Origin of the sequence: Microbacterium sp. Root53 (genome assembly GCF_001426925.1) — a bacterium.
Classification (GTDB): domain Bacteria; phylum Actinomycetota; class Actinomycetes; order Actinomycetales; family Microbacteriaceae; genus Microbacterium.
On sequence record NZ_LMFR01000026.1, the window covers coordinates 58,999 to 83,598 of the forward strand.

Consider the following 24,600-nt stretch of genomic DNA (forward strand, 5'->3'; position numbering starts at 1 on the left):
GCGTCGAGGCGTGGGGCTCAGCCGAAGCGGCCCGAGACGTAGTCCTCGGTCGCCTGCACCGACGGCGTCGTGAAGATCTTCGTCGTGTCGTCGTACTCGATGAGCTTGCCGGGCTTGCCCGTGCCCGCGATGTTGAAGAACGCGGTCTTGTCGCTCACGCGCGACGCCTGCTGCATGTTGTGCGTCACGATCACGACCGTGTAGTCGTTCTTGAGCTCGGAGATGAGCTCCTCGATCGCGAACGTCGAGATCGGGTCGAGGGCCGAGCACGGCTCGTCCATCAGGATGACCTGCGGCGACACCGCGATCGTGCGCGCGATGCACAGGCGCTGCTGCTGGCCGCCCGACAGGCCCGAGCCCGGGCGGTCGAGGCGGTCCTTGACCTCGTTCCACAGGTTGGCGCCGCGCAGCGACTTCTCGACCAGGTCGTCGGCGTCGCTCTTCGAGATGCGCTTGTTGTTGAGCGTCACGCCGGCCAGCACGTTCTCGCGGATCGACATGGTCGGGAACGGGTTCGGGCGCTGGAACACCATGCCCACCTGGCGGCGCACCAGCACGGGGTCCACGCCGTTGCCGTACAGGTTCTCGCCGTCGAGCAGCACCTCGCCCTCGACACGGGCGCCGGGGATGACCTCGTGCATGCGGTTGAGCGTGCGCAGGAACGTGGACTTGCCGCAGCCCGACGGGCCGATGAACGCGGTGACCGTCCGGGGCTGGATGTCGATGGAGACGCCCTCCACGGCGAGGAAGTCGCCGTAGTAGACGTTGAGGTCGTTGACTTCGATGCTCTTGGACACCTGGGTCTCTTTCTTCGGGAAGCGGGAGGTCGGGTCGAGGGCGTCAGCGGCCGGTCATCTTGGGCGCGAAGATCTTGGCGATCAGGCGCGCGCCGAGGTTGAGCACCATGACGATGAGGATGAGGGTCAGCGCGGCGGCCCAGGCGCGGGCGACCGAGGCGTCGGGGTTCGTGCCCTGCTGCATGTACGAGTTGTAGGCGAACACCGGCAGGGTCATCATGTTGTCGTTGAACAGGTTGGTGTTCAGGCTCTGCGTGAAGCCGGCCGTGAGCAGCAGCGGCGCGGTCTCGCCGATGACGCGGGCGATCGCGAGCATGACGCTCGTGGTGATGCCGGCGATCGACGTGGGCAGCACGACCTTCACGATCGTCGCCCACTTCGGCACGCCCAGGGCGTAGGACGCCTCGCGCAGCTCGTTCGGCACGATCCGCAGCAGCTCCTCGCTGCCTCGCACGACGACCGGGATCATCAGCACGGCCAGCGCGAGCGAGCCCATGATGCCCATCGAGGTGCCGGGCCCGATCAGGAGCGCGAACACCGAGTAGATGAACAGACCCGCGACGATCGACGGGATGCCCGTCATGACGTCGACGAGGAACGTGATGGCCTTGGCGATGCGGCCGCGGCCGTACTCGACGAGGTAGATCGAGGTCATCAGACCGATCGGCACCGAGATCACCGTGGCCGCGAGCGTGATCAGGAGCGTGCCCCAGATCGCGTGCACGGCGCCGCCGCCCTCGCCCACGACGTTGCGCATCGAGTAGCTGAAGAACTCGAGGTCGAAGCGCTGCAGGCCCGCGACCAGCACCGTGAACAGCAGCGAGATGAGCGGCAGCAGGGCGAGCACGAACGCGCTCGCGACGAGCGCGGTCATGAGGCGGTCGACCGCGTGGCGGCCGCTCTCGGCGATGCTCGAGAGCACCGTGATCGCGATGAGGTAGATCAGCATGCCGAGCGCGACGGCGCCCGCGATGTTGAAGTCGGCCAGGTCGCCGCCGGCGCTCGCGACCCCGACGATCACGAACGAGATGAACATCGAGAAGGCGAGCAGGCCCCACGGGGCCCAGGCGGGCAGCTTGCCGGCGGTCAGCGACACGGTCGGTCGCGCGGGGGCGGCGATGGTGGCCATCAGTTCGCTCCAGAGAACTCGGCGCGGCGGGCGACGATCCAGCGCGCCACGAAGTTGACCGCGAAGGTCACGATGAACAGGATCAGACCGGTCGCGATCAGGGTGTTGACGCCCTCGTCGTGCGCCTCGGGGAACGACAGCGCGATGTTCGCGGGGATCGGGGTCGGGTTGGTCGAGGTCAGCAGCTCGAACGTCACGACGCCCGAGACCGACAGCACCATGGTCACCGCCATGGTCTCGCCGAGCGCGCGGCCGAGGGCCAGCATCGCCGCGGACACCATGCCGCCGCGCGCGAACGGCAGGACCGCCATCTGGATGACCTCCCAGCGCGTGGCGCCCAGCGCCAGCGCGGCCTCCTCGTGCAGCTTCGGGGTCTGGATGAACACCTCGCGGCAGATGGCGGTCATGATCGGCAGGATCATGACGGCGAGCACGAGCGAGGCGGTCATGATGGTGCGGCCCGTCGCCGACACCTGGCCGCCGAAGAGGGGGATCCAGGCGAGCGTCTCGTTGAGCCACACGTAGAACGGCTGCAGCATCGGGGCGAAGGTGAGACCGCCCCAGAGGCCGAAGACCACCGACGGCACGGCCGCGAGCAGGTCGATGATGTAGCCGAGGCCCGCGGCGAGACGCCGGGGCGCGTAGTGCGAGATGAACAGCGCGATGCCGATCGCGACCGGAGAGGCGATCAGCAGCGCGATGGCCGACGCCCACACGGTGCCGAACACCAGCGGCCAGACGTAGTCCCAGAAGGACCGGCCCTGGAGGATGTGGTTCGTGCTCGTGTCGGGCTTGAACGCGGGGAGCGACTGCAGGATCAGGAACGTCGCGACGGCCGCGAGCACGACGAGGATGACGATGCCGGCTCCGAGCGCGGTGCCGGAGAAGATGCGGTCGCCCGGGCGCTGCACCGGCTTCGCCGGACGGGCGGCCTGAGCGGCCGGCTTCGGGGGCTGCCCGGTGCCGCGGGCGGTCGCCTCGGGCTGCGGCGTTGTCGTGGTCATGCGGGCTGGCTCCTCAGACGCTCAGTCGGATCCGGTGACGGGACGGGGGTTCACGCAGTTCGGTGCCCCCGCGCATCCTCGAAGAGGATCCCACATGGGAATGCGCGGGGGCACCGACTGCTTTCAGCGAGTGATCGGTCAGCCGACCTGGATCATGTCGATCGCGGCGAGCGCCTGCTCACGCAGACCCTCCGAGATCGGGGCGGCGCCGGCGGCCTCGGCGGCGACCTGCTGGCCCTCCTCCGACGCCATGAACTCGAAGTACGCCTTCACGAGGCCGGCCTTCTCGGTGTCCTCGTACTGCTCGCACGCGATCAGGTAGCTGACCAGGGCGATCGGGTACGCGCCGTCGGCGGCGGCAGCCGGGTCGACGTCGAACACCAGGTCGGCGGCGCCGCGGCCCTCGACCAGCGGCGAGCTCTCGACCAGCGCGGCGGCGGCCTCGGGCGAGTACTCGATGAACTCGCCGCCGACCTCGACCTTGGCGGCCGTCAGCGTGTCGATCTGCGACGCGTCCGCGTACACGATCGCGCCGTTGCCGGCCTTGGCGGCGGCCACGACACCCGAGGTGCCCTGAGCGGCCTCGCCGCCCTCGATCGGCCACACGCCGTCGGCCTCCCACTCCCACACGTCGGGGGCGGTCGCCTCGAGGTAGGTCGTGAAGGTCTCGGTGGTGCCCGAGTCGTCCGAGCGGTGGACCGGCGTGATGGCCAGGTCGGGCAGCTCGACGCCCTCGTTCAGCGCGGCGATGGCCGGGTCGTTCCAGTTGGTGATCTTGCCCGCGAACATGCCGGCGATGGTCGCGGCGTCCAGGTTCAGCGAGTCGACGCCCTCGAGGTTGTAGGCCACGGCGACCGGGGCGATGTAGAGCGGGAGCTCGACGATGTCGTCAGTGGCGCAGGCGCCGAAGCCGCCCGCGGCGACCTCCTCGTCGTCGAACGCGCGGTCCGAGCCGATGAAGTCCGAGGCGCCGGCGATGAAGTTCTCGCGTCCGGTGCCCGAGCCGGTGGGCTCGTAGTTGACGGTGACGTCGGGGTTGGCGGTCTGGAACGCGGCGACCCATGCCTCCTGGGCCGAGCCCTGCGACGAGGCGCCGGTCGCGTTGATGGTGCCGCTGAGGGTCGAGGCGGTCTCCTCCGGAGCGCCGCTCTCGCCGCCGGCGGGGGCCTCGTTGGCCGCGCAGCCCGCGAGGGCCAGCGCGGTGACGGCGCCGAACGCGGCGATGCTGGTGAAACGAGCGATCTTCACTGTGTATCCGTTTCGATCAGGGATTCAGGGACGTCCCCGCCGGGTCGCAGGGCACGTGGTGACCGTACGAGGGGGCAGTGAAGAGCGTGCGGTGCACTGGTGAACGGAAGGTGAACGACGCGCGTCGATCCCGCGGAGAAGCCCGATCCCACAGCGAATTCCCGGGGGAGGGCGCCGGGTCAGATCTTGGGCGCGTGGGTCTCGATCGCGACGATCCCGGATCCGGGGTTCGTGGCGGAGACGTGCACGACGCTGAAGGCGCCGAACTCCAGGGCGGCCGCGTCGGCCAGGTAGGAGCCCCGCATGGTGCCGGTCGCAAGCGCCAACTCGGTCAGGATCTCCGGCAGCACCGGGCCGTGGCTGCACAGGACCGCGGGCTTGCCGGAGCGGATGCGCCGGCCCACGACCTGGCGCACGTCGGCGGCCCCGTCCTCCCACGCGTCCTGGCTGATCAGCTCGGTCTCGTCGATCCGGCGGCCGATGGCCTTCGAGAGCGGGACCACCGTCTTGACGCAGCGCACCGCGTCGCTGGAGACGATGCGGCGCACGCCGAACGCGCGCAGCCCTCCGACGATCGCCTTCGCCTGCTCCTTGCCGCGGGGAAGCAGGGGTCGCAGCGCGTCACGCCCGTCCCACTCGTCCCGCGGCACGGCCTTGCCGTGCCGCAGCGCGACGACCGGGAAGGTGTGCAGCACGCCGTCGTCGACGAGACGCTCGAAGTGCTCGAGGATCTCGATGTCGACCGGGTAGCTCAGCCGTGCGTGCGCCTTCTTGAGACCCACCCATTCGATGGCGGCGATCTCGTCGTTCGGCACGAAAGAGCTCTCCCGGATCGCCGCCTCGGTCGCCTCGGCCGACCAGTAGTGCACGATCTTCTCGCGTCCGCTCGGCAGCTTGTAGTGGGAGACGCCGAGCGGCGGGCCGAGCACCGTGCGGATGCCGGTCTCCTCGTGGATCTCGCGCACCGCGGTCTCGGCGAGCATCTCGCCGGGATCGACCTTCCCCTTGGGCAGCGTGATGTCGCGGTACTTCGTGCGGTGGATCAGCAGGACCCGCAGCTTGCCGTCGACGAGGCGCCAGACCACGCCGCCCGCGGCGTAGACCGCCAGGCCGCTCATCGCGAGACGCGGGCCTGACGGCGGCGGCGGACGGTGCTCATCCGGCGATCCTGCAGGTCGGCGAGCGGCTTGCCGTCCTCGCCGACGCTGTGCCGGGTCCACACGCCCTCGGGCCCGAGGTGCCACGAGCTGGTGCCGTCGTCCATGGCCTGGTCGAACAGGCCCAGCAGCTCCGTGATGTGACGCGGCGTCGTGACGCGCACGAGCGCCTCGACGCGGCGGTCGAGGTTGCGGTGCATCATGTCGGCGCTGCCGATGTAGACGTCGGGGACCCCGTCGTTCGCGAACGCGAAGATGCGCGAGTGCTCGAGGTAGCGGCCGAGGATCGAGCGCACCGTGATGTTGTCGCTCACGCCGGGCAGATCGGTGCGCAGCGAGCAGATGCCGCGCACCCACACGTCGACCTTCACGCCCGCGATGCTCGCGCGGTACAGCGCGTCGATGATCTGCTCGTCGACCATCGAGTTGACCTTGATCCGCACGTACGCGGGCTTGCCCTCGAGCGCGTTGCGGCGCTCGCGGTCGATCAGCCGCAGCAGGCCCTTGCGCAGGTGCAGGGGAGCGACGAGCAGGCGCTTGAACTTCTTCTCGATCGCGTAGCCGCTCAGCTCGTTGAACAGGCGCGTGAGGTCGCGGCCGACCTGCGCGTCGGTCGTGAACAGGCCGAAGTCCTCGTACAGGCGGCTGGTCTTGGGGTTGTAGTTGCCCGTGCCGACGTGGCTGTAGTGGCGCAGCTCGCCCTTCTCCTCGCGGATCACGAGCGCGAGCTTGCAGTGGGTCTTGAGGCCGACCAGGCCGTAGACGACGTGCACGCCCGCCTTCTCGAGCTTGCGCGCCCACACGATGTTGTTCGCCTCGTCGAAGCGGGCCTTGACCTCGACGAGGGCGAGCACCTGCTTGCCGGCCTCGGCCGCGTCGATCAGCGCCTGCACGATCGGGCTGTCGCCCGACGTTCGGTACAGCGTCTGCTTGATGGCGAGCACGTGCGGATCCCGCGCGGCCTGCTCCAGGAACGCCTGCACGCTGGTCGCGAAGGACTCGTACGGGTGGTGCACGAGCACGTCGCCCTTGCGGATGGCCGCGAACAGGTCGGCGCGCGCGTCGCTCGACTGCTCGGCCGACTGGAACGCGACCGCGGTCGTGGGGACGTGCGGCGGGTAGTGCAGCTCGGGGCGGTCGATCCTCGTCAGCTCGAACAGGGCCCGCAGGTCGAGCGGCCCGGGCAGGCGGTAGACCTCCTGCTCCGTGATGTCGAGCTCCTTGAGCAGCAGGTCGAGAGTGAGGTCGTCCATGTCCTCGGTGACCTCGAGGCGGATCGGCGGGCCGAAGCGGCGCCGCAGCAGCTCGGCCTCGAGCGCCTGGATGAGGTTCTCGGTCTCGTCCTCCTCGATCACCATGTCCTCGTTGCGCGTCAGGCGGAACGCGTGGTGGTCGAGCACCTCCATGCCGGGGAACAGGTCGTCCAGGTGCTGGGCGATGAGCTCCTCGAGCGGAATGTACCGCGCGCTCGGGCCGGCCGTGGGCACCTCGATCAGCCGGGGCAGCATGGGCGGCACCTTGAGGCGCGCGAACTCCTGCCGGCCCGTGCGGGCGTTCCGGATGCGGATCGCCAGGTTCAGCGACAGGCCCGAGATGTAGGGGAAGGGATGCGCCGGGTCGACCGCGAGCGGCATGAGCACCGGGAAGACCTTCGCCTGGAAGTAGTCGTACAGGGCGGAGCGCTCGTCGTCGCCCAGGTCGCCCCAGCCGACGACCTCGATCGCGGCCTTCGCCAGCGCGGGCCGGACGTCGTCGTTCCAGACCGCCGCGTGCCGCAGCTGCAGCGCGTGCGCCTCGGCCGAGATGCCCGCGAGGACTTCGCCCGGCGACCGGCCGACGTTGGTGGGCACCGCCAGGCCCGTGACGATGCGGCGCTTGAGGCCCGCCACCCGGACCATGAAGAACTCGTCGAGGTTGCTCGCGAAGATCGCCAGAAAGTTCGCCCGCTCCAGGACCGGGAGGGTCGGGTCCTCGGCCAGCTCGAGCACGCGCTGGTTGAACGCCAGCCAGCTCAGCTCGCGGTCGAGGTAGCGGTTCTCGGGAAGCTGCGCGTCGGGGGCCTCGACGGCGGCGTCGAAGTCGTCGTCCTCGGCGTCGCCGATCCCGGTGTCCACGATGGCGGTGTCGATCATGCGGCCCATCCTGCCACCGTCGCGTGACGCGTGTGTGAACGGCGGGATCAGGACCTCGGGCTCGCGCTGGGCAGCTGGTCGTCCTCGTACACGTTGAAGCGGTAGCCCACGTTGCGGACCGTGCCGATCAGCTGCTCGAGGTCGCCGAGCTTGGCGCGCAGGCGACGCACGTGCACGTCGACCGTGCGGGTGCCGCCGAAGTAGTCGTAGCCCCAGACCTCGCTCAGCAGCTGCTCGCGCGTGAACACCCGCGAGGGGTGCGTCGCGAAGAAGTGCAGCAGCTGGAACTCCTTGTACGTGAGGTCGAGCGGCTTGCCGTGCACCTTCGCCGAGTATGACGACTCGTCGATCGTGATGCCGGACGTCTGGATCCGGCTGCTCGGCTGCTCGGCGCTCTGGCGGCCGATCGCGAGCCGCACGCGGGCGTCGACCTCGGCCGGGCCGGCCGTGACGAGGATGACGTCGTCGATGCCCCAGTCGGTCGAGACGGCGGTCAGGCCGCCCTCGGTCACCACGAGGACGAGCGGCGCATCCAGGCCCGTCGTGTTCAGGATCTTGCAGAGCGACTTCGCGCCCACGAGATCGGTGCGCGCATCCACGAAGATGACGTCGGCGCTCGGGGCGTTCACCAGCGAGGCGGGCTCGGCCGGGATCTGCCGCACGCGGTGGCTGAGCAGCTCGAGCGCGGGCAGGACGGCGCCTCCGCCGGGGGCGGAGCTCAAGACGAGAAGCTGTGCCAAGCGACGTCCTTTCGATGCGGACTGGGGGCCGCACCCTGGGATCGATGCGGTGGGGACTTCCGCATCGTGGACCCATCATAGGACGTGCCCGGACCTCGGCCGCCCCCGGGACGCCGCTCGGGCGGGGCCCCGGGCGGCCGGCATGGGAGCGGTTTCGGGATCGGGGCCCCGTCTTGGACAATGGACGGGTGACGACCCCCGACATGACCCCGGTCCGCCGCTACGCGGGCGCCGCGGCCACGTGGGCGTTCGCGCTCGTGGCGGCCATCCTCGTGAGCGTGCTCGTGCCGCTGGACGCCCGCCTGCCGTGGGTCGCCATCACGGGCGGCGTCTGCATGATCGTCGCCTTCGCGGCGCAGCTGATCGACGGCCGCTCGGAGGGCTTCATCTTCCGGGTCGGCGTCTCGGTCATCGGAGCGCTCGGCATCCTGGGCTTCCTCGCCCTGATCTTCACGCTCGTCGCGCTCGGCAGCTCGCTGTAGCTCGCTCGACGTCGAAGGAGCCGGCGCGGCCGGCGCGCCAGGCCGGGTCTAGACTTCTGGGCATGGATCTCGTCGCGCTCGAACTCTTCTTCGTCGGGCTGCTGGGCCTCGCCAGCCTGGCGATCGCCTTCATCTCCGGCACCGTGGTCTGGAACCTCTTCCGCGGCCAGCGCTGAGGGACGGCGGCATGATCGAGCTGCCGACCGACCTCCCCGCCGACCTGGCGCCGCTCTCGTGGCTCATCGGCGTGTGGGAGGGCACCGGTGTCATCGACTACGACCTCGGCGACGTCCACTACGAGGGCGAGTTCTCGCATCGCGTGAGCTTCAGCCATGACGGCGGTCCCTACCTGAACTACTCCGCCACGGCGTTCCTCGCCGCCTCCGACGGCACGCCCTCGCGCGCGCTGAACTCCGAGGTCGGGTTCTGGCGCGTGGCGCGTCCGTCGACCGGCGCCGAGCCCGGTCCGGGGCTGCTGCCGCCGCTCGAGACCGGCGTGCCGCGCACGGCCGAGGACGTCGAGCTGCTCCGCAATGCCGAGGGCGGCTTCGACCTGGAGGTGTCGCTCGTCCACTCCGACGGCGTGAGCGAGCTCTACCTCGGCCAGGTCCGCGGCCCGCGCATCGACCTCGCGACCGACGCGGTCGTCCGCACGGCGAGCGCCCGGCACTACGCGGCCGCGACCCGCATGTACGGCCTCGTCGAGGGGCACCTGCTGTGGGCCTGGGACATCGCGGCGCTCGGCCGCGAGCTCGGCTCGCACGCGTCGGCCCGCCTCGCGAAGGTCTCGTGATGACCGAGCGGCCGTTCTTCGCGGACCGTGCCGGCGCCGTCCTCTCGGACGACGGCATCGCCCACTTCGGCGACCCGATGCGCGAGCAGCGCCGCCTGGCCTCGGGCGACGCGATCGTCCCGCGCGACGACCGCGCGGTCATCGAGGTCTCCGGCCCGGAACGGCTGACGTGGCTCGACTCGATCACGTCGCAGGCGCTCGCGGGCCTGGCGCCCGGGCACAGCACCGAGCTGCTCGTGCTCGACCCGCAGGGGCGCGTCGAGCACGCCGCGGGCGTGCTGGACGACGGCGCCTCGACCTGGCTGATCGCCGACGCCGGCGACGCCGCGGGTCTCGCCCGGTGGCTCACGATGATGCGCTTCGGCGCGCAGGTCGAGGTGCGGTTGCGCGACGACCTCGCGGTACTCGGCTTCATGGAGCTCGGCGACGCCGAGAAGCGCGTCGCGCTCGTGGCGCACCGCCCGCACGAGCTCCCGCTGGTGTGGGGCGACCCCTGGCGCGAGGTCGCCGCGGGCGGATGGCAGTACGCCGCCCCCGCCTCCCATCCCGCGGCCGGATACGTCTGGATCGAGGCGATCGTGGAGCGCACCGCGCTCCCGCAGCTCGCCGACGCGGAGCTCGCGGGGCTGCTGGCCGCAGAGGCCCTCCGGATCGAGGCGTGGCGCCCGCGCTGGAGCCGCGAGGTGGACGAGCGCGCGATCCCGCACGAGTTCGACTGGCTGCGCAGCGCGGTGCACCTGAACAAGGGCTGCTACCGCGGGCAGGAGACCGTCGCCAAGGTGCACAACCTCGGCCACCCGCCGCGCCGGCTCACGCTGCTGCACCTCGACGGGAGCGACAGCGTGCTGCCCGAGCCCGGCACCGCCGTGCTGATGGCGGGCGGCGAGGGCGAGCCCTCCGAGGTGGGCCACGTGACCAGCAGCGCCCTGCACCACGAGCTGGGGCCCGTCGCGCTGGCCGTGCTGGCGCGTCGCGTTCCGGGCGACGCCGTGCTCGAGATCCGCTCGGACGGCGCGCGCATCGCCGCCGCGCAGGAGGTCATCGTGCCGGCCGACGCCGGCGCGACGGCCGCCGTGCCCCGCCTGACCCGGCTGTCGCGGCGCCCGCTCGCGCAGGATCCCGCGAAGCCCGCTCCCGCCGAGTAAGACGCCGCACCGGATGTCCGACTCGCAGCCGATCACGCAGGCCATCCCGGTCACCTGGCGCAGCCGGTTCTCCCCGAAGCCCGGCCTGGCCCGGCTGCGGGAGTCGTGGATCGCGATCGCGCAGATCGTGCTCGCGGCGACCGCCGCGTTCCTGCTCGCGCATCTGGTGCTCGGCCACGAGGCGCCCATGCTGGCGGCCACCGTGTCGATCTCGAGCCTCGGGCTCGCGCGCGACGCGCGGCCCGGGCGCGTGCTCGAGACCGTGATCGGCATGCTGACGGGCATCCTGATCTCCGAGGCGCTGCGCCTCGTGGTCGGGTCCGGCTGGTGGCAGCTGGCCGTGACGCTCGCCGTCACGATGCTCGTCGCGCGCTTCCTGTCCGCCTCGCCCCAGTTCGCCATCGCGGCGGCCATCCAGGCGGCGATCGCGATGATCCTGCCGCTCGGTCCCGTGCCGTTCGCGCGGCTGGCCGACGGGGCCTTCGGCGGCGTCATGGCGATCGCCGTGACGGCGCTGCTTCCGCGCAATCCCGTGACGGCCGTGCTGCGCGACGCGCGCGCCTTCTTCGCGGGCTTCGACGCCGCCGCCGCGCGGCTCGTGTCGGCGCTGCGCCGCGGCGACCGGCTGCGGGCCGAGCGGGGCCTCGAGAAGGCCCGTGCGCTCCAGGCTCCGCTGGACGCGTGGCGGACGTCGCTGGAGTCGGGCCGCGCGATCTCCCGCATCTCGCCGTTCCTGCGCGGCCGGCGCGCCGAGCTGGAGCGGCACGCTCGCATCCTGCAGGCCATGGATCTCGCGATGCGTAACCTGCGGGTGGTCGGCCGCCGCATCGTGTACGTCACGGACGACGGCCGCCCGCTGCCGGTGCCGGCCGAGGCGATGGGGGAGGTGGCGCGGGCGGCGACGCTCGTGGCGGCCTCGATCGACGACATCTCGCAGGAGCCCATCGCCCGCGAGGCGCTCCTGTCGATCGCCCGTCGCCTGGACCCCGCCGCGATGCTTCCGGGGGCCGGTCTCGGCGAGCAGGCGCTGGTCTCGGCGATGCGTCCCCTCGTCGTCGACCTCCTCGTCGCGACGGGCCTGCCGCCCGGCGAGGCCCGCGCCGCCATCCCGCGCATCTGATCCCCGCGCCCCCTCGACTGGGCACAGGGTCAGCCCGGGCGCACCACGTCCCACGGGACGGTGAGCTCGCCCAGGCGCCAGCGCGAGCGCCCGCCGAGGACCGGGACGCCGGAGGCGCGCAGCGCGGCCACGGCGGCCATCCAGCGCTGTGTGGGGCCGAACGGCGCGAGCGCGGCGGCGCGCTCCCACTCGCGGTCCAGCGCGACGAGCAGGTCGTGGATGCGCTCGCCCGGCACGTTGCGGTGGATGAGGGCCTTCGGCAGGCGCTCGGCGACGACCCCGGGGCGCTCGAGCTCCGCGAGCCGGAGCGAGATCGTGAAGCGCACGGGGGCGCCCCCCGCGTCCACGTCGATCCAGCTGCACAGTCGGCCGATCTCGTCGCAGGTCCCCTCGACGAGCACGCCGCCCGGCGCGAGGCGCGCGGTCATCCGCTCCCACGCCCCCGGCACGTCCCGCTCCTCGTACTGCCGCAGCACGTTGAAGGCGCGGATCACCGCCGGACGGCGGCCGTCCGGCAGGGGCACCTCGAAGCCGCCGCGCGCGAACGACACCCGCGCATCCGGCGAGAAGACGGTCGCGCCCCGCCGCGTCGCCTCGAGCTGCTCCGAGGCGCGCGCCACGCGCTCGGGGTCGATCTCCAGGCCGTGCACGTCGACGTCGCCCCGCACGCGACGCAGCCGCGCCTCGAGCTCGAGGGTCGTCACGCCGTTCGCGCCGTAGCCGAGGTCGACCACGAGCGGGTCGGGCGCGCGGCGGAACTCCGCCAGGTGAGCGATCCAGCGGTCCACGCGACGCAGCCGGTTGGTGCCCGTCGTGCCGCGCGTCGGGCGTCCCTCGGGGGCGGCGGGCGGGCGCGGGGTCATGCATCGATTCTGCCGCCGATAGCATGGGGCGCATGGCACATACCCTGATCCTGCTGCGACACGGCCAGAGCGAGTGGAACGAGCTCAACCTCTTCACCGGATGGGTCGACGTCCGGCTGACCGAACTCGGCCAGGCCGAGGCCAAGCGCGGCGGCGAGCTGCTCAAGGAGCAGGGCTTGCTCCCCGACGTGGTGCACACGTCCGTGCTCAGCCGCGCTATCCAGACCGCGAACATCGCGCTCGACCACGCCGACCGGCTGTGGATCCCGGTGAAGCGCTCGTGGCGCCTCAACGAGCGCCACTACGGCGCGCTGCAGGGCAAGGACAAGGCCCAGACTCTCGAGCAGTTCGGCGAGGAGAAGTTCATGGAGTGGCGCCGCTCGTTCGACGTGCCGCCGCCCGTGATCGACCCGGAGGACGAGTACGCCCAGACGAACGACCCCCGCTACGTCGGCATCGACGGCGAGATCCCCGGCACCGAGTCGCTCAAGATCGTGATCGACCGGATGCTGCCCTACTGGGAGAACGAGATCGTCCCCGACCTCCAGGCCGGCAAGACGGTCATCGTCGTCGCCCACGGCAACTCGCTGCGCGGCCTCGTGAAGCACCTCGACGGCATCAGCGACGACGACATCGCGGCCCTCAACATCCCGACCGGCATCCCGCTCGTGTACGAGCTCGACGACGACATGAAGCCGACCGGCCCGAGCCGCTACCTCGACCCCGAGGCCGCCGCCGCGGGCGCCGCCGCCGTGGCGTCGCAGGGCAAGAAGGCCTGACGCGCGCACGGAGACAAGAAGCCCCGCCCGGATGATCCGGGCGGGGCTTCCGCGTTCGGGGGCCGCTCAGGCGGCGGGGTGCGCGGGGTGCTCCGCGCCGCTCCAGTCGCCCGTGCTGAGGTAGATGACCTTCTTGGCGATCGAGACCGCGTGGTCGGCGAAGCGCTCGTGGTAGCGGCTCGCGAGGGTCGCGTCGACGGTCGCGCCGGCCTCGCCCTGCCACGTGTCGCTGAGCACCTTCTCGAACACGCTCGCGTGCAGCTCGTCCACGTCGTCGTCGCTGTTGCGGATCTGGTCCGCGAGCGTCAGGTCGAACGTGCGAAGCAGCTCCGTGAGCGTGCGGGCGATCTGCACGTCGAGCTCGCCCATGCGCGTGAAGGTGCCCTTGAAGCCCTTGGGGATGGCGCGCTCGGGGTAGCGCGTGCGCGCCAGCTGGGCGATGTGCTCGGCGAGGTCGCCCATGCGCTCGAGTGACGCGCTGACGCGCAGCGCGGTGACGACGATGCGCAGGTCGCGGGCGACCGGCTGCTGCATCGCGAGGATCTCGATCGCGTGCTCGTCGAGGGCCAGGGCCAGCTCGTCGATCAGGCGGTCGTCGGCGATGACCTCCTCGGCGAGGGAGACGTCGCTGGTGGCGAACGAGCGGGTGGCCTTGTCGATCGCGATCGTGACCAGCTCCGCGATCTCGACGAGGCGCGCCTGCACGTCCTCGAGTGACTGATGGAAGACTTCGCGCATCGGGGACCTTTCGTGTGTCGCGAGGCGGCGGCACGCGGGGGCCGCGGCTGAGCACGCTTTGATGAGATTGTCCTCAGCGTAGGTGAACGACCGGTGCCGCAACGGTGAACAGTCCGGCGATGGCCCGCATCGTGAGCGGGATCCGTCCGGAACGGTGTTCGCCATGACTTTACTCTTGAGGCATGGACACGACGCAGCTCGCGCTGCTCGCCCTGATCTCGGGGGCGGTCATCGGCGCAGGGGCGTGCCTCATCGTCTTCGCGGCCCTGCGCGCGCGCGAGCGTGCGGCACGGCTCGCGGACGGCAGGATGCCCGAGGGCGTCACGTCCGTGCTGGACGCCATGGACGACGCCGCAGCGGTCGTCGACGCGTCGGGGCAGGTCGTCGCCACGTCGCCGTCGGCGCCGTGGCTGGGGATCGAGCCGGGCGCCCCGCTCGAGAACCCCGGCCTGCGCGAGCTCGTGAAGTCCGCGCGCTCCGGCGGCACGCAGACCGAGAACCTGCGCCTCACCAGGGGCCGGCTGGCCTCGGACACGCGGCTCGTGTCGGCCCGCGCGAGCCGGATCGGCGAGCGCCACACGCTCCTGATCGTGCGCGACCTGTCCGAGCAGGAGCGGCTCGAGCAGATGCGTCACGACTTCATCGCCAACACGAGCCACGAGCTCAAGACGCCCGTGGGCGCCATCTCGCTGCTCGCCGAGGCGATCGAGCTGGCCGCGGACGACGCCGCCCAGGTGCGGTCGTTCACGGCGCGCCTCTCGGCCGAGGCGGACCGCCTCGGCCGGCTGACGGGGCGCATCATGAACCTCTCGCGCCTGCAGGCCGCCGACGAGCTGACCGAGGTCGGCGACGTCGCGATCGACGAGGTCGTGACCGCCGCGGTCGAGGCCCACGTCGTGCAGGCCGGATCGGCGGACGTCGAGCTCGTGCGGGGCGGCGACCGGGGCCTCTACGTCCGCGGCGACGCGCAGATCCTGAAGGAGGCGATCGGCAACCTCATCGCCAACGCGATCGCGTACTCGCCCGGCGGATCCCGCGTGGGCGTGGGGGTGCGCGCGGTGGGCGACGTGGTCGAGATCGCCGTCACCGACCAGGGCATCGGCATCGCGGAGGCCGACCAGCACCGCGTGTTCGAGCGCTTCTACCGGGCCGACCAAGCCCGCTCGCGCCGCACCGGCGGCTCGGGCCTGGGGCTGTCGATCGTCAAGCACGCCGTGTCGCGGCACGGCGGCGAGGTCCGCCTCTGGTCGCAGCCCGGCCGCGGATCCACCTTCACCGTGCGCCTCCCGCTCAGCGAGGCGCCGGTCATCGAATCACCCGACAAGAACAGAAGGCGGAAGCCCGCGACCCCCGTCGTCGGCGCCGTCGCGAAGAAAGGCCGCTGATGGCGCGTGTGCTCCTGGTCGAGGACGAGCCCGACCTCGCCGAACCCCTCGCCTACCTGCTCCGTCGCGAGGGCTACGAGGTCGAGACCGCGGAGGACGGTCCGGCAGCGCTCGCCGCGTACCGCGAGCGCGGCGCCGATCTTCTGCTGCTCGACCTGATGCTGCCCGGCATGCCCGGCACGGAGGTGTGCCGCCAGGTGCGGACCACCTCCAACGTGCCGATCATCATGCTCACGGCGAAGGACTCCGAGGTCGACATCGTCGTGGGCCTGGAGCTGGGTGCGGACGACTACGTCACCAAGCCCTACTCGGCCCGCGAGCTGCTGGCGCGCATGCGGGCGGTCCTGCGCCGCACGGCCGACGCGGAGGCCGAGCTGGACGAGCGCGTCCTGGAGGGCGGGCGGGTCACGCTCGACGTCGACCGCCACACGGTCGCCGTCGACGGCCAGCAGATCAACATGCCGCTCAAGGAGTTCGAGCTGCTCGAGGTGCTGATGCGCAACGCCGGCCGGGTGCTCACGCGCGGCCAGCTGATCGACCGGGTGTGGGGCAGCGACTACTTCGGCGACACCAAGACGCTCGACGTGCACATCAAGCGGATCCGCTCGCGCATCGAGCAGGTGCCGAGCGAGCCCGTCATGCTCGTCACGGTCCGCGGCCTCGGCTACCGCTTCGAGGGATGAGGGAACGGGAAAGGCCGCGAGGATCCGAGATCCTCGCGGCCTTTCCGCATGTCCGGGGGAGCGGCGGTCAGTGGCCGCCCTCTTCGCCCTCGGCGTGCTCGAGGTGCGAGCAATCGCTGTGATCGCCGCCCGGCACGAGGTCGGCGAAGTGCTCGAGGCAGCCGTCGAGGACGGGCACCTCGGTCAGGACGCCCTCGGCGTCGCCCGACTGGAAGTACACGGGGAGCGTGGCGCCCGGCTTGGTGTCGATGCCCTCGAGCAGCAGGGGCTCCTCGGTGCCGGCGCCGAGGCTGACGACCTCGCCAGCAGGGACGCGGACCGTCGCGGTGCCGCCGTCGAACTCGATGTTGAGCGTCGCGGACGTGTCGGTCGTGTTCACCAGCGCGGCGACGAGATTGCCGTCCGTGCCGTGGTCGTCGGCGACGATGACCGCGTTGCGGACCTCGATCGCGGCGCCCTCGCGCTCCTCGACGTTCACGCCGTCCGAGGCCGAGTACACGATCGTCGTGGCCTGATGCGTCATCGATGCGCAGCCGGTGGTGCCCAGTGCGATGACGCCGAGGGCGAGGGACGCGAGGATGCGGGAGTTCACGGAACCTCCAGGTCGAGCGGACCCCGCCGAGCTGCGGGCCCTGCGTGCCATTCTAGGGGGTCGCGCGCGTGCGCCCGATGCCCGGGTCCCCGGCGGCGGAGGAGGCGCGGCGGACTGGCGGGAAACGGCGTGTCGCTGCGGCCGATAAGGGTCGGCGAACCTTAGTGCATGGCCGACTGTGGTATCCTTGAAGTCGCCGAAAGGACACAATTCTATGCTTTTCGAGGTTGGCGAGACGGTCGTCTACCCCCACCACGGTGCGGCCACGATCACCGAAGTCAAGACCCGCGTCATCAAGGGCGAGGAGAAGGTCTACCTCAAGCTGAACGTCACCCAGGGCGATCTCGTGATCGAGGTGCCTGCGGAGAACGTCGACCTGGTCGGCGTTCGCGACGTCATCGGCCAGGACGGGCTCGACAAGGTCTTCGAGGTCCTGCGCGCCCCCTTCACCGAGGAGCCGACCAACTGGTCGCGCCGCTACAAGGCGAATCTGGAGAAGCTCGCCTCGGGTGACGTGATCAAGGTCAGCGAGGTCGTGCGCGACCTGTGGCGCCGCGACCAGGACCGCGGTCTGTCGGCGGGCGAGAAGCGCATGCTCGCGAAGGCCCGTCAGATCCTGATCTCCGAGCTCGCGCTCGCGGAGAAGACCGATGAGGAGAAGGCCGCGTCGGTTCTCGACGAAGTCCTCGCCTCGTAATCCCACACGCTCAACGGGCGCCGCTCCCCTCGGGAGGCGGCGCCCGTTAGCGTTGGAGCGTGACTCTCACTCCCACGCCGCGGATCGCGGTCGTCGTCGTCGCCGGCGGCTCCGGCACCCGCCTCGGGCTGGACGTCCCCAAGGCGTTCGTCGGCCTCGACGAGCACACCATCCTGCGCCACGCGCTGCGGTGCGTGTTCGCCGCACCGGCGGCCCAGGTCGTCGTGGTCGCGCCCGCGGGGCGCGAGGGCGAGGCGCTCACCGACGCCCGCGAGGCCGCAGGCGACCGGTCCGAGCTGGTGTCTGTCGTCACGGGCGGCACGACCCGCCAGGCCTCCGTGGCGGCCGGTCTGCACGCGCTGTGGCCGTCTGTCGAGGTCGTGCTGATCCACGACGCCGCGCGGGCCCTGACGCCCCCCGAGGTGTTCGCGCGCGTGATCGACGCGGTCGACCGCACCGGATGGGGCGTGGTGCCGGCGCTGCCGGTGGTCGACACGATCAAGCGCGTGGACGGCGACCGCATCGTCGAGGCCGTCGACCGGGCGCAGCTGGCGGCCGCCCAGACCCCGCAGGGCTTCCGGCGCGACGTGCTCGAGACCGCCTATGCGGTGGCCTCGCAGGAGTACACGGACGACGCGGCGCTGGTAGCCGCGGCGGGGCATCGCGTCGCGATCGTCGACGGCGACGCGCACGGGTTCAAGATCACGACCCCCGCGGATCTCGACCGCGCCCGCGCGATCGCCGCGCCCGTCGCACCCGTCGAGACCGGGCTGGGCCCGCGTCCCTCCGGCCCGCGCGTCGGCGTCGGCACGGACGTCCACGCGTTCGGAGGCGAGGGTGCGCTGTGGCTCGCCGGCCTCGAGTGGCCGGGGGAGCCGGCGCTGTCGGGCCACTCGGACGGCGACGCCGTCGCGCACGCGATCGTCGACGCGCTGCTGTCGGCCGCCGGGCTGGGCGACATCGGCACGCACTTCGGCACGTCCCGCCCCGAGTTCGCGGGCGCCCACGCCGACGCGTTCCTCGCCCGCACCCGCGCGCTGCTGGGGGAGGCCGGATGGTCCATCGCCAACGTGGCCGTCCAGATCCAGTCGAACCGACCCAAGCTGGCGCCGCGGCGCGCGGAGGCCGAGGCGGCGCTGTCGGCTGCTCTCGGAGGCGCCCCCGTCTCGCTCTCGGCGACGACGACCGACGGGCTCGGCTTCACGGGCGCGGGGGAGGGCGTGCAGGCCTTCGCGGTGGCGCTCATCCAGCCCGCCTGACACCGAACCCGGGAACGCGAGACGGGCGCCGGACCGGATGGTCCGACGCCCCTCTCGCGTGAGCGCGTCAGGCGCGCGGCTCGAAGCCCGTGCCCTGCACCAGGCGCGCCGCGGGGGCGGGCGCCTCGGCCGAGCGCGGCTCGAACGACACCGTGACGGCGTTGTCGCCCTCGGCCACGATGGGCCACGGCACGTACAGGCTCGTCTGCGGTCCGGCGATGTCGAACCGCCCCAGGCAGAAGCCGTTCACGAACGTGACGCCCCGGTCGACGCCGTCGATCGCGAGGCGCGCGTCGCCGCGGCGCTGCGCGGCGAAGGAGCCTGAACGCGAGCGGCGCGACCGCGTCGAGCGCGGCGGTGTCCTCGTCCTCCCATGGCGCGAGTGCGTGCAGGTCGTCCAGGCGCGCGGTCCGGCTCGTGAAGCCGTGAACCAGCTGGCGCTCGTGCATGACCTGGCCGGTGATGCCCTTGCGCTCGCCGACCATCGGTCCGTAGTTGACGCGGCCGAGCGAGTCCACGACCAGATCGATGCGCACGGCGGAGCCGGCCGGGATCTCGGGCAGGTCCACGGAGAGCTCGGTGCCGGCGCCCGCGCCGACCAGGCGCCCGTCGGCGTACACCGCGATGCGGTCGGCGACGCCCGTGATCCGCAGCGCGTTCGCGGAGCACCTGCGCGGCATCGGCGGCGTCGCGCTCGGTGTGCTTCTCTCGGCGGTCTCGGCGCTGTCGATGTCGATCTTCCAAGCGTCGCCCTCGACCGAGGCCCAGGTGGCGCCGTGCTGCCACGCAAGCGCGGCGTACAGGGCCGGGTCGCCCAGCGTGGTCGCGCCGATGCGGACGTTCGGGTCGGCGGCCTTGACGGCCTCCGCGGCGGCGACGTACTCGTCCCACGTGGTGGGGACCTCGACGCCGTACTGCTCGAACAGGTCGGCGCGGCAGAAGAAGGACAGCACGCCCATGTCGAGCGGCACCGACCAGGTCGAGCCGGCGAACTGCGTCCGAGGGGCGCGCGCGCCGCTCGCACGGCGGCGTCTCGCGCGTGGAGCAGCGTGCGGCGGATCGCCGCCCCGGCGGCACGTACGGTCTCGTGATGCCGCACGCCGAGTACTACTTCGGCGCGGTCATCGACGGGATCCGGGCCGCGGCCGCCGAGGCCGGCACGCGCCTGACGCTCGGTGTCTCGGCGTACGACCTGCGCGTCGAGCGCCGACTGGTCGAGGGGCTGGTCGCGCGCGGCGCGGACGGTCTGATGATCGCCCCGACCCCCGACTTCGACACGGGCGAGCTCAGCGACGAGACGCAGGAGTGGCTCGAGTCCATCCCGCTTCCGATCGTGCTGGTCGAGCGCCCGGTCCGCCCGGGCGGCCGCGCGTCGCAGTTCGACGGAGTGTGCTCCGCGCACGGCGTCGGGGCCGCGAACGCGGTGCGCCACCTGGTCGAGCTCGGGCACACGCGGATCGCGCTGGTCGCGGTGAAGGGCCCGAACACGCCCCTCGTCGCCGACGGCTACCGCGACGCGATCGCGCACTGCGGCGTGGAGTCGGTGGGGGAGGCGTACGAGAACCTCGCCGACCTGTCCGCCCTCGACGCCGAGGTCGCGTCGCTGATCGAGCGCGGCGCCACCGGCCTCCTGATCCTCAACGACCAGCTCGCGATGCGGCTGCTCGGGCGCCTCGAGGCCTTCGGGCGCCGCGTCCCCGACCGGCTGTCGGTGGTCTGCTACGACGACATCAGCGCGGAGCTGGCCCAGCCGGCGCTCACGGCCGTGGCCCCGCAGAAGGAGCAGGTCGGACGCCGGGCGTTCGCGCTTCTGGCGAACCGGGTCGCGCGCGGCTCGGAGGCGGGCGGCGTGCAGCATGTGGCGCTCGTGCCGGAGCTGCGCGTGCGCGACTCCACGCGCGTCCCCGCCTGAGCGGCCCGTCCGGACGAGTCGCGCGTCAGAGCGTGCGCGTCATGAATGTGGACAGCGGGTCCTCGGCGTAGCCGTCGAACGGACCGCACTCCACGAAGCCCTCCGCCGCGTACAGGCGGCGCGCGGGGATGAACCCGTCGTCGCTGCCGGTCTCGAGCCACAGCGAGGACAGGCCGCCGGCGCGCGCCTCCGCCACGATGTGGCGCAGGAGCGCCCGGGCCACGCCGCGTCCGAGGAACGCGTCGGCCGTGCGGAACGACTTGAGCTCGCCGCGGTCCGACGGCGCGCCGTGCGCGTCCCGCAGGCGCTTGAGGGCGGCGATGCCGGCGATCCGCTCGTCGATCCACGCGCTCCAGACCGTGACGTCCGGGGAGCACAGGGCATCGAGATCCAGGGCGTGGACGCTCTCGGCCGGCGTGTTGGCGTGCATCTGCGCGTGGTGGTGCGCGATCAGCGCGCGCGTCGGCTCGCCCGACAGGTCGTCGATCCGGATCTCGATGCCGGCGGACATCAGCCCTCCACCGCGAACGGCTCGGGATCGCGCGGTGCGCGCGAGCCCCACGCCAGCAGCGCCAGCCCGGCGCCCAGCACCACCAGTCCGAGCACCGAGAGCGGGGCGAGGCGTTCGGCAAGCACCACGACGCCCAGGATGCTCGCGGTCAGCGGCTCGGCCAGGGTGAGCGTCGCGGCGGTCGCCGCCTTCAGCCCGCCCAGGCCCGACGTGAACAGGGCGTAGGCCGCCGCGATGGTGGCGAGGCCGAGCCACAGCGCCATGCCCGCGCCGGCGGGATCCGTCAGCCAGGCGACATCCGTGAACGGCAGCGCGACCAGCGCGATCGCGGCGGAGCCGCCGCCCATCCCTCCGACCACCGTGAGCGGATGCCATCCGGCGTCGAGCAGCCGGCGCTGCGCGACGGCGATCACGGCGAACGACGCGCCCGCCCCGAGCGCCGCGGCGATGCCGACCGCGTCCGCGGAGCCCCCCGCGCTGCCCCCGAAGCCGAGGAGGGCGACGCCGAGCGTCGACAGCGCCGTGGCGGAGCCCCACAGCAGGCCCGGCGCCTTGCGGGTCAGCGCCCACTCGAGCAGGCCCGCGAGGACGGGTGCCGATCCCAGGGCGATGACCGTGCTGACGGCGACGCCGTTGAGTGACGTGCCAAGGAAGAACAGCGGCTGGTACACGAACAGCGACACGGCGGTGGCGGCCATGAGCGCCACGGCCCCCGGGGTCAGCCGGGGACGGGGCGCATCCGGCCGGCGCGCACGGCGGCGTCGCGCCGCGATCGCGGTGACGAGCGCGAGCGCCGTGCCGCCGATCAGGAGGCGCATCACCCCGACCGAGAAGGGGGTGGTGTCGTCCGGGCCGAGGGCCTGCGCGGTGCCCGTGGTGCCGAACAGCAGGGCCGCCACGAGCACGGCGATCACGGCGGGTCCGGATGCGGGGGAGGGCACGCTCTCGATTCTGTCCCATGTGAGACCGCTCCCCGCGCCACGAGGTCGCCGCGACACCGGGGGTTTCCCATCCCGCACGTCCTAGGCTTGACGCGTGACCGTCCGCATCTACGACTCCCGCGCCCAGGCCCTGCGCGACTTCGTCCCGCTCATCCCCGGGAACGTGACGATGTACGTGTGCGGCCCCACCGTGCAGTCGGGCCCGCACGTCGGTCACCTCCGCGGAGCGCTCGCGTTCGATCTGCTGCGGCGCTGGCTCGCGCACCGCTTCGGCCGCGTCACGCTCGTCCGCAACGTCACCGACATCGACGACAAGGTCCTCGACAACGCGACGCCCGACGAGCCCTGGTGGGCCCTGGCGTACCGCGTCGAGCAGGAGTTCTCCGCGGCATATGCCGCGATCGGCATCCTCCCTCCCACGTACGAGCCGCGCGCGACCGCGTCCATCCCGCAGATGCAGGAGATCATCGCGCGACTGATCGAGCGCGGACACGCGTACGCCTCGGCGGGCGACGTGTACTTCGACGTGCGCTCGTGGCCGGAGTACGGCTCGCTCACGCGCCAGTCGCTCGACGCCATGGAGCCGGCCGCCGACGCGGATCCGCGCGGCAAGCGCGACCCGCGTGACTTCGCCCTGTGGAAGGGCGCCAAGCCCGACGAGCCCGCGGATGCCACGTGGGACTCCCCGTGGGGCCCGGGCCGCCCCGGCTGGCACATCGAGTGCTCCGCGATGTCCCGCCGGTACCTCGGACCCGAGTTCGACATCCACGGCGGCGGCCTCGACCTGCGCTTCCCGCACCACGAGAACGAGATCGCCCAGTCGACCGCCGCGGGCGACGCGTTCGCGCGCTTCTGGGTGCACAACGGGCTCGTCACGGTCGAGGGCCAGAAGATGTCGAAGTCGCTCGGCAACTTCACGCTCGCGGCCGACCTGCTCGAGCGGCGTCCCGCGCCCGTCATCCGCTACGCGCTGGCCGCCGCCCACTACCGCTCGAACCTCGACATCTCGGATCGCGCGCTCGACGAGGCCGCCTCGGCCCTCGAGCGCATCACGGGCTTCCTCGAGCGCGCCGCGCGCACGCTGGGAGACCCGGATGCCGCCGCCGACGTCCCCGAGGCGTTCGGCGCCGCCATGGACGACGACCTCGGGATCCCCCAGGCGCTCGCCGTGGTGCACGACGTCGTGCGGGCCGGGAACACGGCCCTCGACGCGGGCGACCGCGACGCCCTGCGCGCCGCCTATGACGGCGTGGCCGCCATGGTCCGCGTGCTCGGCCTCGACGCGGTCGCGGCGGAGCAGGGCGCGTCGCGGTCGGACGCCGCGCTCGCGGCGCTCGTCGACGCGCTGATCTCGCAGCGCGCCGAGGCCCGCGCATCCAAGGACTGGGCGAGCGCCGACCGCATCCGCGACCTGTTCGCGGCCGCGGGCGTCGCCCTCGAAGACACAACTGACGGAACAGTCTGGAGTATCAATGGTTAAGCCTGGCCGCCCCGGCGCAAGCCGCGGGAAGAAGAAGGGCCCCGTCAAGGGCACCGGCGGTCACAGCCGCAAGGCGCTCGAGGGCAAGGGGCCCACCCCGAAGGCCGAGGACCGCGTCTATCACGTGGCCCACAAGCGCAAGCAGGCCGCGGAGCGTCTCGCCGCGAAGCGCGGCCAGACGCAGAAGCCCACGCGCGCGCCGCGCGCCAAGGGGGACAGCGACATCGAGTTCGTCACCGGCCGCAACTCGGTGCTCGAGGCGCTGCGTGCCAAGATCCCCGCGACGGCCTTCTACATCGCCCAGCGCGTGGAGATGGACGACCGCGTCAAGGAGATGCTCGCGATCGCCAAGAACCGCGAGATCCCGATGCTCGAGGTGACGCGCCCCGAGCTCGACCGCATGGCGGGCTTCGACGGCGTGCACCAGGGCGTCGCGCTCAAGGTGCCCCCGTACGAGTACGCGCACCCGCAGGATCTGCTCGAGGAGATCATCGAGAGCGGTCGGACGCCGCTGCTCGTGGCGCTGGACGGCGTCACCGACTCGCGCAACCTCGGCGCGATCGTCCGCTCGACCGCCGCGTTCGGCGGCCAGGGCGTGATCATCCCGCAGCGCCGCTCGGCGGGCATGAACTCCGGCGCCTGGAAGACCAGCGCCGGCGCGGCCGCCCGCATCCCGGTCGCGATGGCGACGAACCTCACGTCCATGCTGAAGGACTTCAAGAAGCAGGGCGTGTTCGTGCTCGGGCTCGACGGCGGCGGCGACGTGTCGCTTCCGCAGCTCGCGCTCGCCGACCGCCCGGTCGTCGTGGTGGTGGGCAGCGAGGGCAAGGGACTGTCGCGCCTGGTCACCGAGACCTGCGACCAGATCGTCTCGATCCCGATCTCGTCGGCGACCGAGTCGCTCAACGCCGGCATCGCCGCGTCGGTCGCGCTCTACCAGATCGCCACCGTCCGGGCGGCGCAGGAGTAGTCTCCGGAGCGGCCGGGAATCACGGATCCATCCACCCGGTTGC

25 protein-coding genes and 2 pseudogenes are annotated in these 24,600 nt (G+C 72.1%); 12 read left to right on the forward strand and 15 right to left on the reverse strand.

Features of this window, described 5'->3' with window-relative positions:
- Positions 1-17: 17 nt before the first annotated feature.
- The 7 genes from pstB to ASD19_RS13680 form a co-directional block, all read right to left on the reverse strand.
- Positions 18-797 carry a phosphate ABC transporter ATP-binding protein PstB gene (gene pstB, locus ASD19_RS13650; protein ID WP_055993786.1) on the reverse strand — a complete coding sequence of 260 codons (780 nt, stop codon included), beginning with the start codon at positions 795-797 and terminating at the stop codon, positions 18-20.
- Positions 798-840: 43 nt separating this feature from the next.
- Complete coding sequence (gene pstA / locus ASD19_RS13655; RefSeq protein WP_055993789.1) at positions 841-1,926, reverse strand: phosphate ABC transporter permease PstA; 1,086 nt, start codon at positions 1,924-1,926, stop codon at positions 841-843.
- On the reverse strand, positions 1,926-2,930 hold the full coding sequence (gene pstC, locus ASD19_RS13660) for a phosphate ABC transporter permease subunit PstC (RefSeq protein WP_082543202.1): 1,005 nt from the start codon (positions 2,928-2,930) through the stop codon (positions 1,926-1,928). Before pstC ends, pstA begins: the two co-directional genes overlap by 1 nt.
- A 138-nt stretch (positions 2,931-3,068) precedes the next feature.
- On the reverse strand, positions 3,069-4,178 hold the full coding sequence (gene pstS, locus ASD19_RS13665; protein ID WP_055993792.1) for a phosphate ABC transporter substrate-binding protein PstS: 1,110 nt from the start codon (positions 4,176-4,178) through the stop codon (positions 3,069-3,071).
- Between the two features lie 179 nt (positions 4,179-4,357).
- On the reverse strand, positions 4,358-5,296 hold the full coding sequence (locus ASD19_RS13670) for an NUDIX hydrolase (protein WP_055993795.1): 939 nt from the start codon (positions 5,294-5,296) through the stop codon (positions 4,358-4,360).
- Positions 5,293-7,467: an RNA degradosome polyphosphate kinase gene (locus ASD19_RS13675; protein ID WP_055993798.1), complete on the reverse strand. Its 2,175-nt coding sequence runs from the start codon at positions 7,465-7,467 to the stop codon at positions 5,293-5,295. The genes ASD19_RS13670 and ASD19_RS13675 overlap by 4 nt, the downstream gene beginning before the upstream one ends.
- 47 nt (positions 7,468-7,514) lie before the next feature.
- Positions 7,515-8,207, reverse strand: coding sequence for a response regulator transcription factor (locus ASD19_RS13680; RefSeq protein ID WP_055993801.1), 693 nt, complete (start codon positions 8,205-8,207; stop codon positions 7,515-7,517).
- 188 nt (positions 8,208-8,395) lie between these two features.
- On the opposite strand from ASD19_RS13680, the gene ASD19_RS13685 reads away from it, so the two are divergent.
- The 4 genes from ASD19_RS13685 (at position 8,396) to ASD19_RS13700 (ending at position 11,747) form a co-directional block, all read left to right on the forward strand.
- A complete protein-coding gene (locus tag ASD19_RS13685) occupies positions 8,396-8,689 on the forward strand; it encodes a hypothetical protein (protein WP_055993804.1) in 294 nt (97 codons plus the stop codon).
- A gap of 187 nt (positions 8,690-8,876) precedes the next feature.
- Complete coding sequence (locus ASD19_RS13690) at positions 8,877-9,482, forward strand: FABP family protein (protein ID WP_055993807.1); 606 nt, start codon at positions 8,877-8,879, stop codon at positions 9,480-9,482.
- Positions 9,482-10,627, forward strand: coding sequence for a CAF17-like 4Fe-4S cluster assembly/insertion protein YgfZ (gene ygfZ / locus ASD19_RS13695; RefSeq protein ID WP_055993810.1), 1,146 nt, complete (start codon positions 9,482-9,484; stop codon positions 10,625-10,627). Before ASD19_RS13690 ends, ygfZ begins: the two co-directional genes overlap by 1 nt.
- Before the next feature lie 13 nt (positions 10,628-10,640).
- Positions 10,641-11,747 (forward strand): FUSC family protein, encoded by a 1,107-nt coding sequence (locus ASD19_RS13700; RefSeq protein ID WP_055993813.1) that lies wholly within the window; start codon positions 10,641-10,643, stop codon positions 11,745-11,747.
- Between the two features lie 29 nt (positions 11,748-11,776).
- Here the strand turns inward: ASD19_RS13700 and ASD19_RS13705 are convergent, their stop codons facing one another.
- Positions 11,777-12,610 (reverse strand): class I SAM-dependent methyltransferase, encoded by an 834-nt coding sequence (locus ASD19_RS13705; RefSeq protein WP_055993816.1) that lies wholly within the window; start codon positions 12,608-12,610, stop codon positions 11,777-11,779.
- Positions 12,611-12,642: 32 nt separating this feature from the next.
- Here ASD19_RS13705 and ASD19_RS13710 point away from each other — a divergent pair, with 32 nt between their 5' ends.
- The gene (locus ASD19_RS13710; RefSeq protein WP_055993818.1) at positions 12,643-13,389 is read left to right on the forward strand and encodes a phosphoglyceromutase; all 747 of its coding nucleotides are present in this window, start codon (positions 12,643-12,645) and stop codon (positions 13,387-13,389) included.
- Between the two features lie 66 nt (positions 13,390-13,455).
- On the opposite strand, the gene phoU is transcribed toward ASD19_RS13710, so the two are convergent.
- Positions 13,456-14,127: a phosphate signaling complex protein PhoU gene (gene phoU / locus ASD19_RS13715; RefSeq protein WP_055993821.1), complete on the reverse strand. Its 672-nt coding sequence runs from the start codon at positions 14,125-14,127 to the stop codon at positions 13,456-13,458.
- Positions 14,128-14,309: 182 nt separating this feature from the next.
- Between phoU and ASD19_RS13720 the strand changes: the two genes are divergently transcribed.
- Together ASD19_RS13720 and ASD19_RS13725 are read left to right on the forward strand one after the other, a co-directional pair.
- Positions 14,310-15,512 (forward strand): sensor histidine kinase, encoded by a 1,203-nt coding sequence (locus ASD19_RS13720; RefSeq protein ID WP_134746042.1) that lies wholly within the window; start codon positions 14,310-14,312, stop codon positions 15,510-15,512.
- Positions 15,512-16,195: a response regulator transcription factor gene (locus ASD19_RS13725; protein ID WP_055993824.1), complete on the forward strand. Its 684-nt coding sequence runs from the start codon at positions 15,512-15,514 to the stop codon at positions 16,193-16,195. Before ASD19_RS13720 ends, ASD19_RS13725 begins: the two co-directional genes overlap by 1 nt.
- Before the next feature lie 67 nt (positions 16,196-16,262).
- Here ASD19_RS13725 and ASD19_RS13730 read toward each other — a convergent pair whose 3' ends face one another.
- A complete protein-coding gene (locus ASD19_RS13730) occupies positions 16,263-16,787 on the reverse strand; it encodes a DNA modification methylase (protein WP_200941126.1) in 525 nt (174 codons plus the stop codon).
- A gap of 214 nt (positions 16,788-17,001) precedes the next feature.
- Between ASD19_RS13730 and ASD19_RS13735 the strand changes: the two genes are divergently transcribed.
- On the forward strand, positions 17,002-17,484 hold the full coding sequence (locus ASD19_RS13735; protein WP_055993827.1) for a CarD family transcriptional regulator: 483 nt from the start codon (positions 17,002-17,004) through the stop codon (positions 17,482-17,484).
- A gap of 59 nt (positions 17,485-17,543) precedes the next feature.
- Positions 17,544-18,743 carry a 2-C-methyl-D-erythritol 4-phosphate cytidylyltransferase gene (gene ispD / locus ASD19_RS13740; RefSeq protein WP_055993830.1) on the forward strand — a complete coding sequence of 400 codons (1,200 nt, stop codon included), beginning with the start codon at positions 17,544-17,546 and terminating at the stop codon, positions 18,741-18,743.
- A 67-nt stretch (positions 18,744-18,810) separates the two neighbouring features.
- Here the strand turns inward: ispD and ASD19_RS14915 are convergent, their stop codons facing one another.
- From ASD19_RS14915 to ASD19_RS15040, 3 genes and pseudogenes are all read right to left on the reverse strand, one after another.
- Positions 18,811-18,936: a hypothetical protein gene (locus ASD19_RS14915; RefSeq protein WP_268777932.1), complete on the reverse strand. Its 126-nt coding sequence runs from the start codon at positions 18,934-18,936 to the stop codon at positions 18,811-18,813.
- Positions 18,937-18,963: 27 nt separating this feature from the next.
- Positions 18,964-19,269, reverse strand: a pseudogene (locus ASD19_RS15035) (hypothetical protein); the annotation flags it as partial.
- Positions 19,217-19,702: pseudogene (locus ASD19_RS15040) on the reverse strand (extracellular solute-binding protein); the annotation flags it as partial. The pseudogenes ASD19_RS15035 and ASD19_RS15040, both read right to left, overlap by 53 nt.
- A gap of 131 nt (positions 19,703-19,833) precedes the next feature.
- On the opposite strand from ASD19_RS15040, the gene ASD19_RS13750 reads away from it, so the two are divergent.
- Entirely contained in the window at positions 19,834-20,655 is an 822-nt protein-coding gene (locus ASD19_RS13750) for a LacI family DNA-binding transcriptional regulator (protein ID WP_156377217.1), read from the forward strand.
- A 25-nt stretch (positions 20,656-20,680) separates the two neighbouring features.
- Here ASD19_RS13750 and ASD19_RS13755 read toward each other — a convergent pair whose 3' ends face one another.
- Positions 20,681-21,166, reverse strand: a complete 486-nt coding sequence (locus tag ASD19_RS13755; protein WP_055993840.1) for a GNAT family N-acetyltransferase — start codon at positions 21,164-21,166, stop codon at positions 20,681-20,683.
- Positions 21,166-22,107 carry a DMT family transporter gene (locus tag ASD19_RS13760; protein ID WP_230667824.1) on the reverse strand — a complete coding sequence of 314 codons (942 nt, stop codon included), beginning with the start codon at positions 22,105-22,107 and terminating at the stop codon, positions 21,166-21,168. The genes ASD19_RS13755 and ASD19_RS13760 overlap by 1 nt, the downstream gene beginning before the upstream one ends.
- A gap of 94 nt (positions 22,108-22,201) precedes the next feature.
- Here ASD19_RS13760 and cysS point away from each other — a divergent pair, with 94 nt between their 5' ends.
- Both cysS and rlmB read left to right on the forward strand, forming a co-directional pair.
- Entirely contained in the window at positions 22,202-23,587 is a 1,386-nt protein-coding gene (gene cysS / locus ASD19_RS13765; protein ID WP_055993846.1) for a cysteine--tRNA ligase, read from the forward strand.
- A complete protein-coding gene (gene rlmB / locus ASD19_RS13770) occupies positions 23,580-24,557 on the forward strand; it encodes a 23S rRNA (guanosine(2251)-2'-O)-methyltransferase RlmB (RefSeq protein ID WP_055993849.1) in 978 nt (325 codons plus the stop codon). Before cysS ends, rlmB begins: the two co-directional genes overlap by 8 nt.
- Positions 24,558-24,600: the final 43 nt, after the last annotated feature.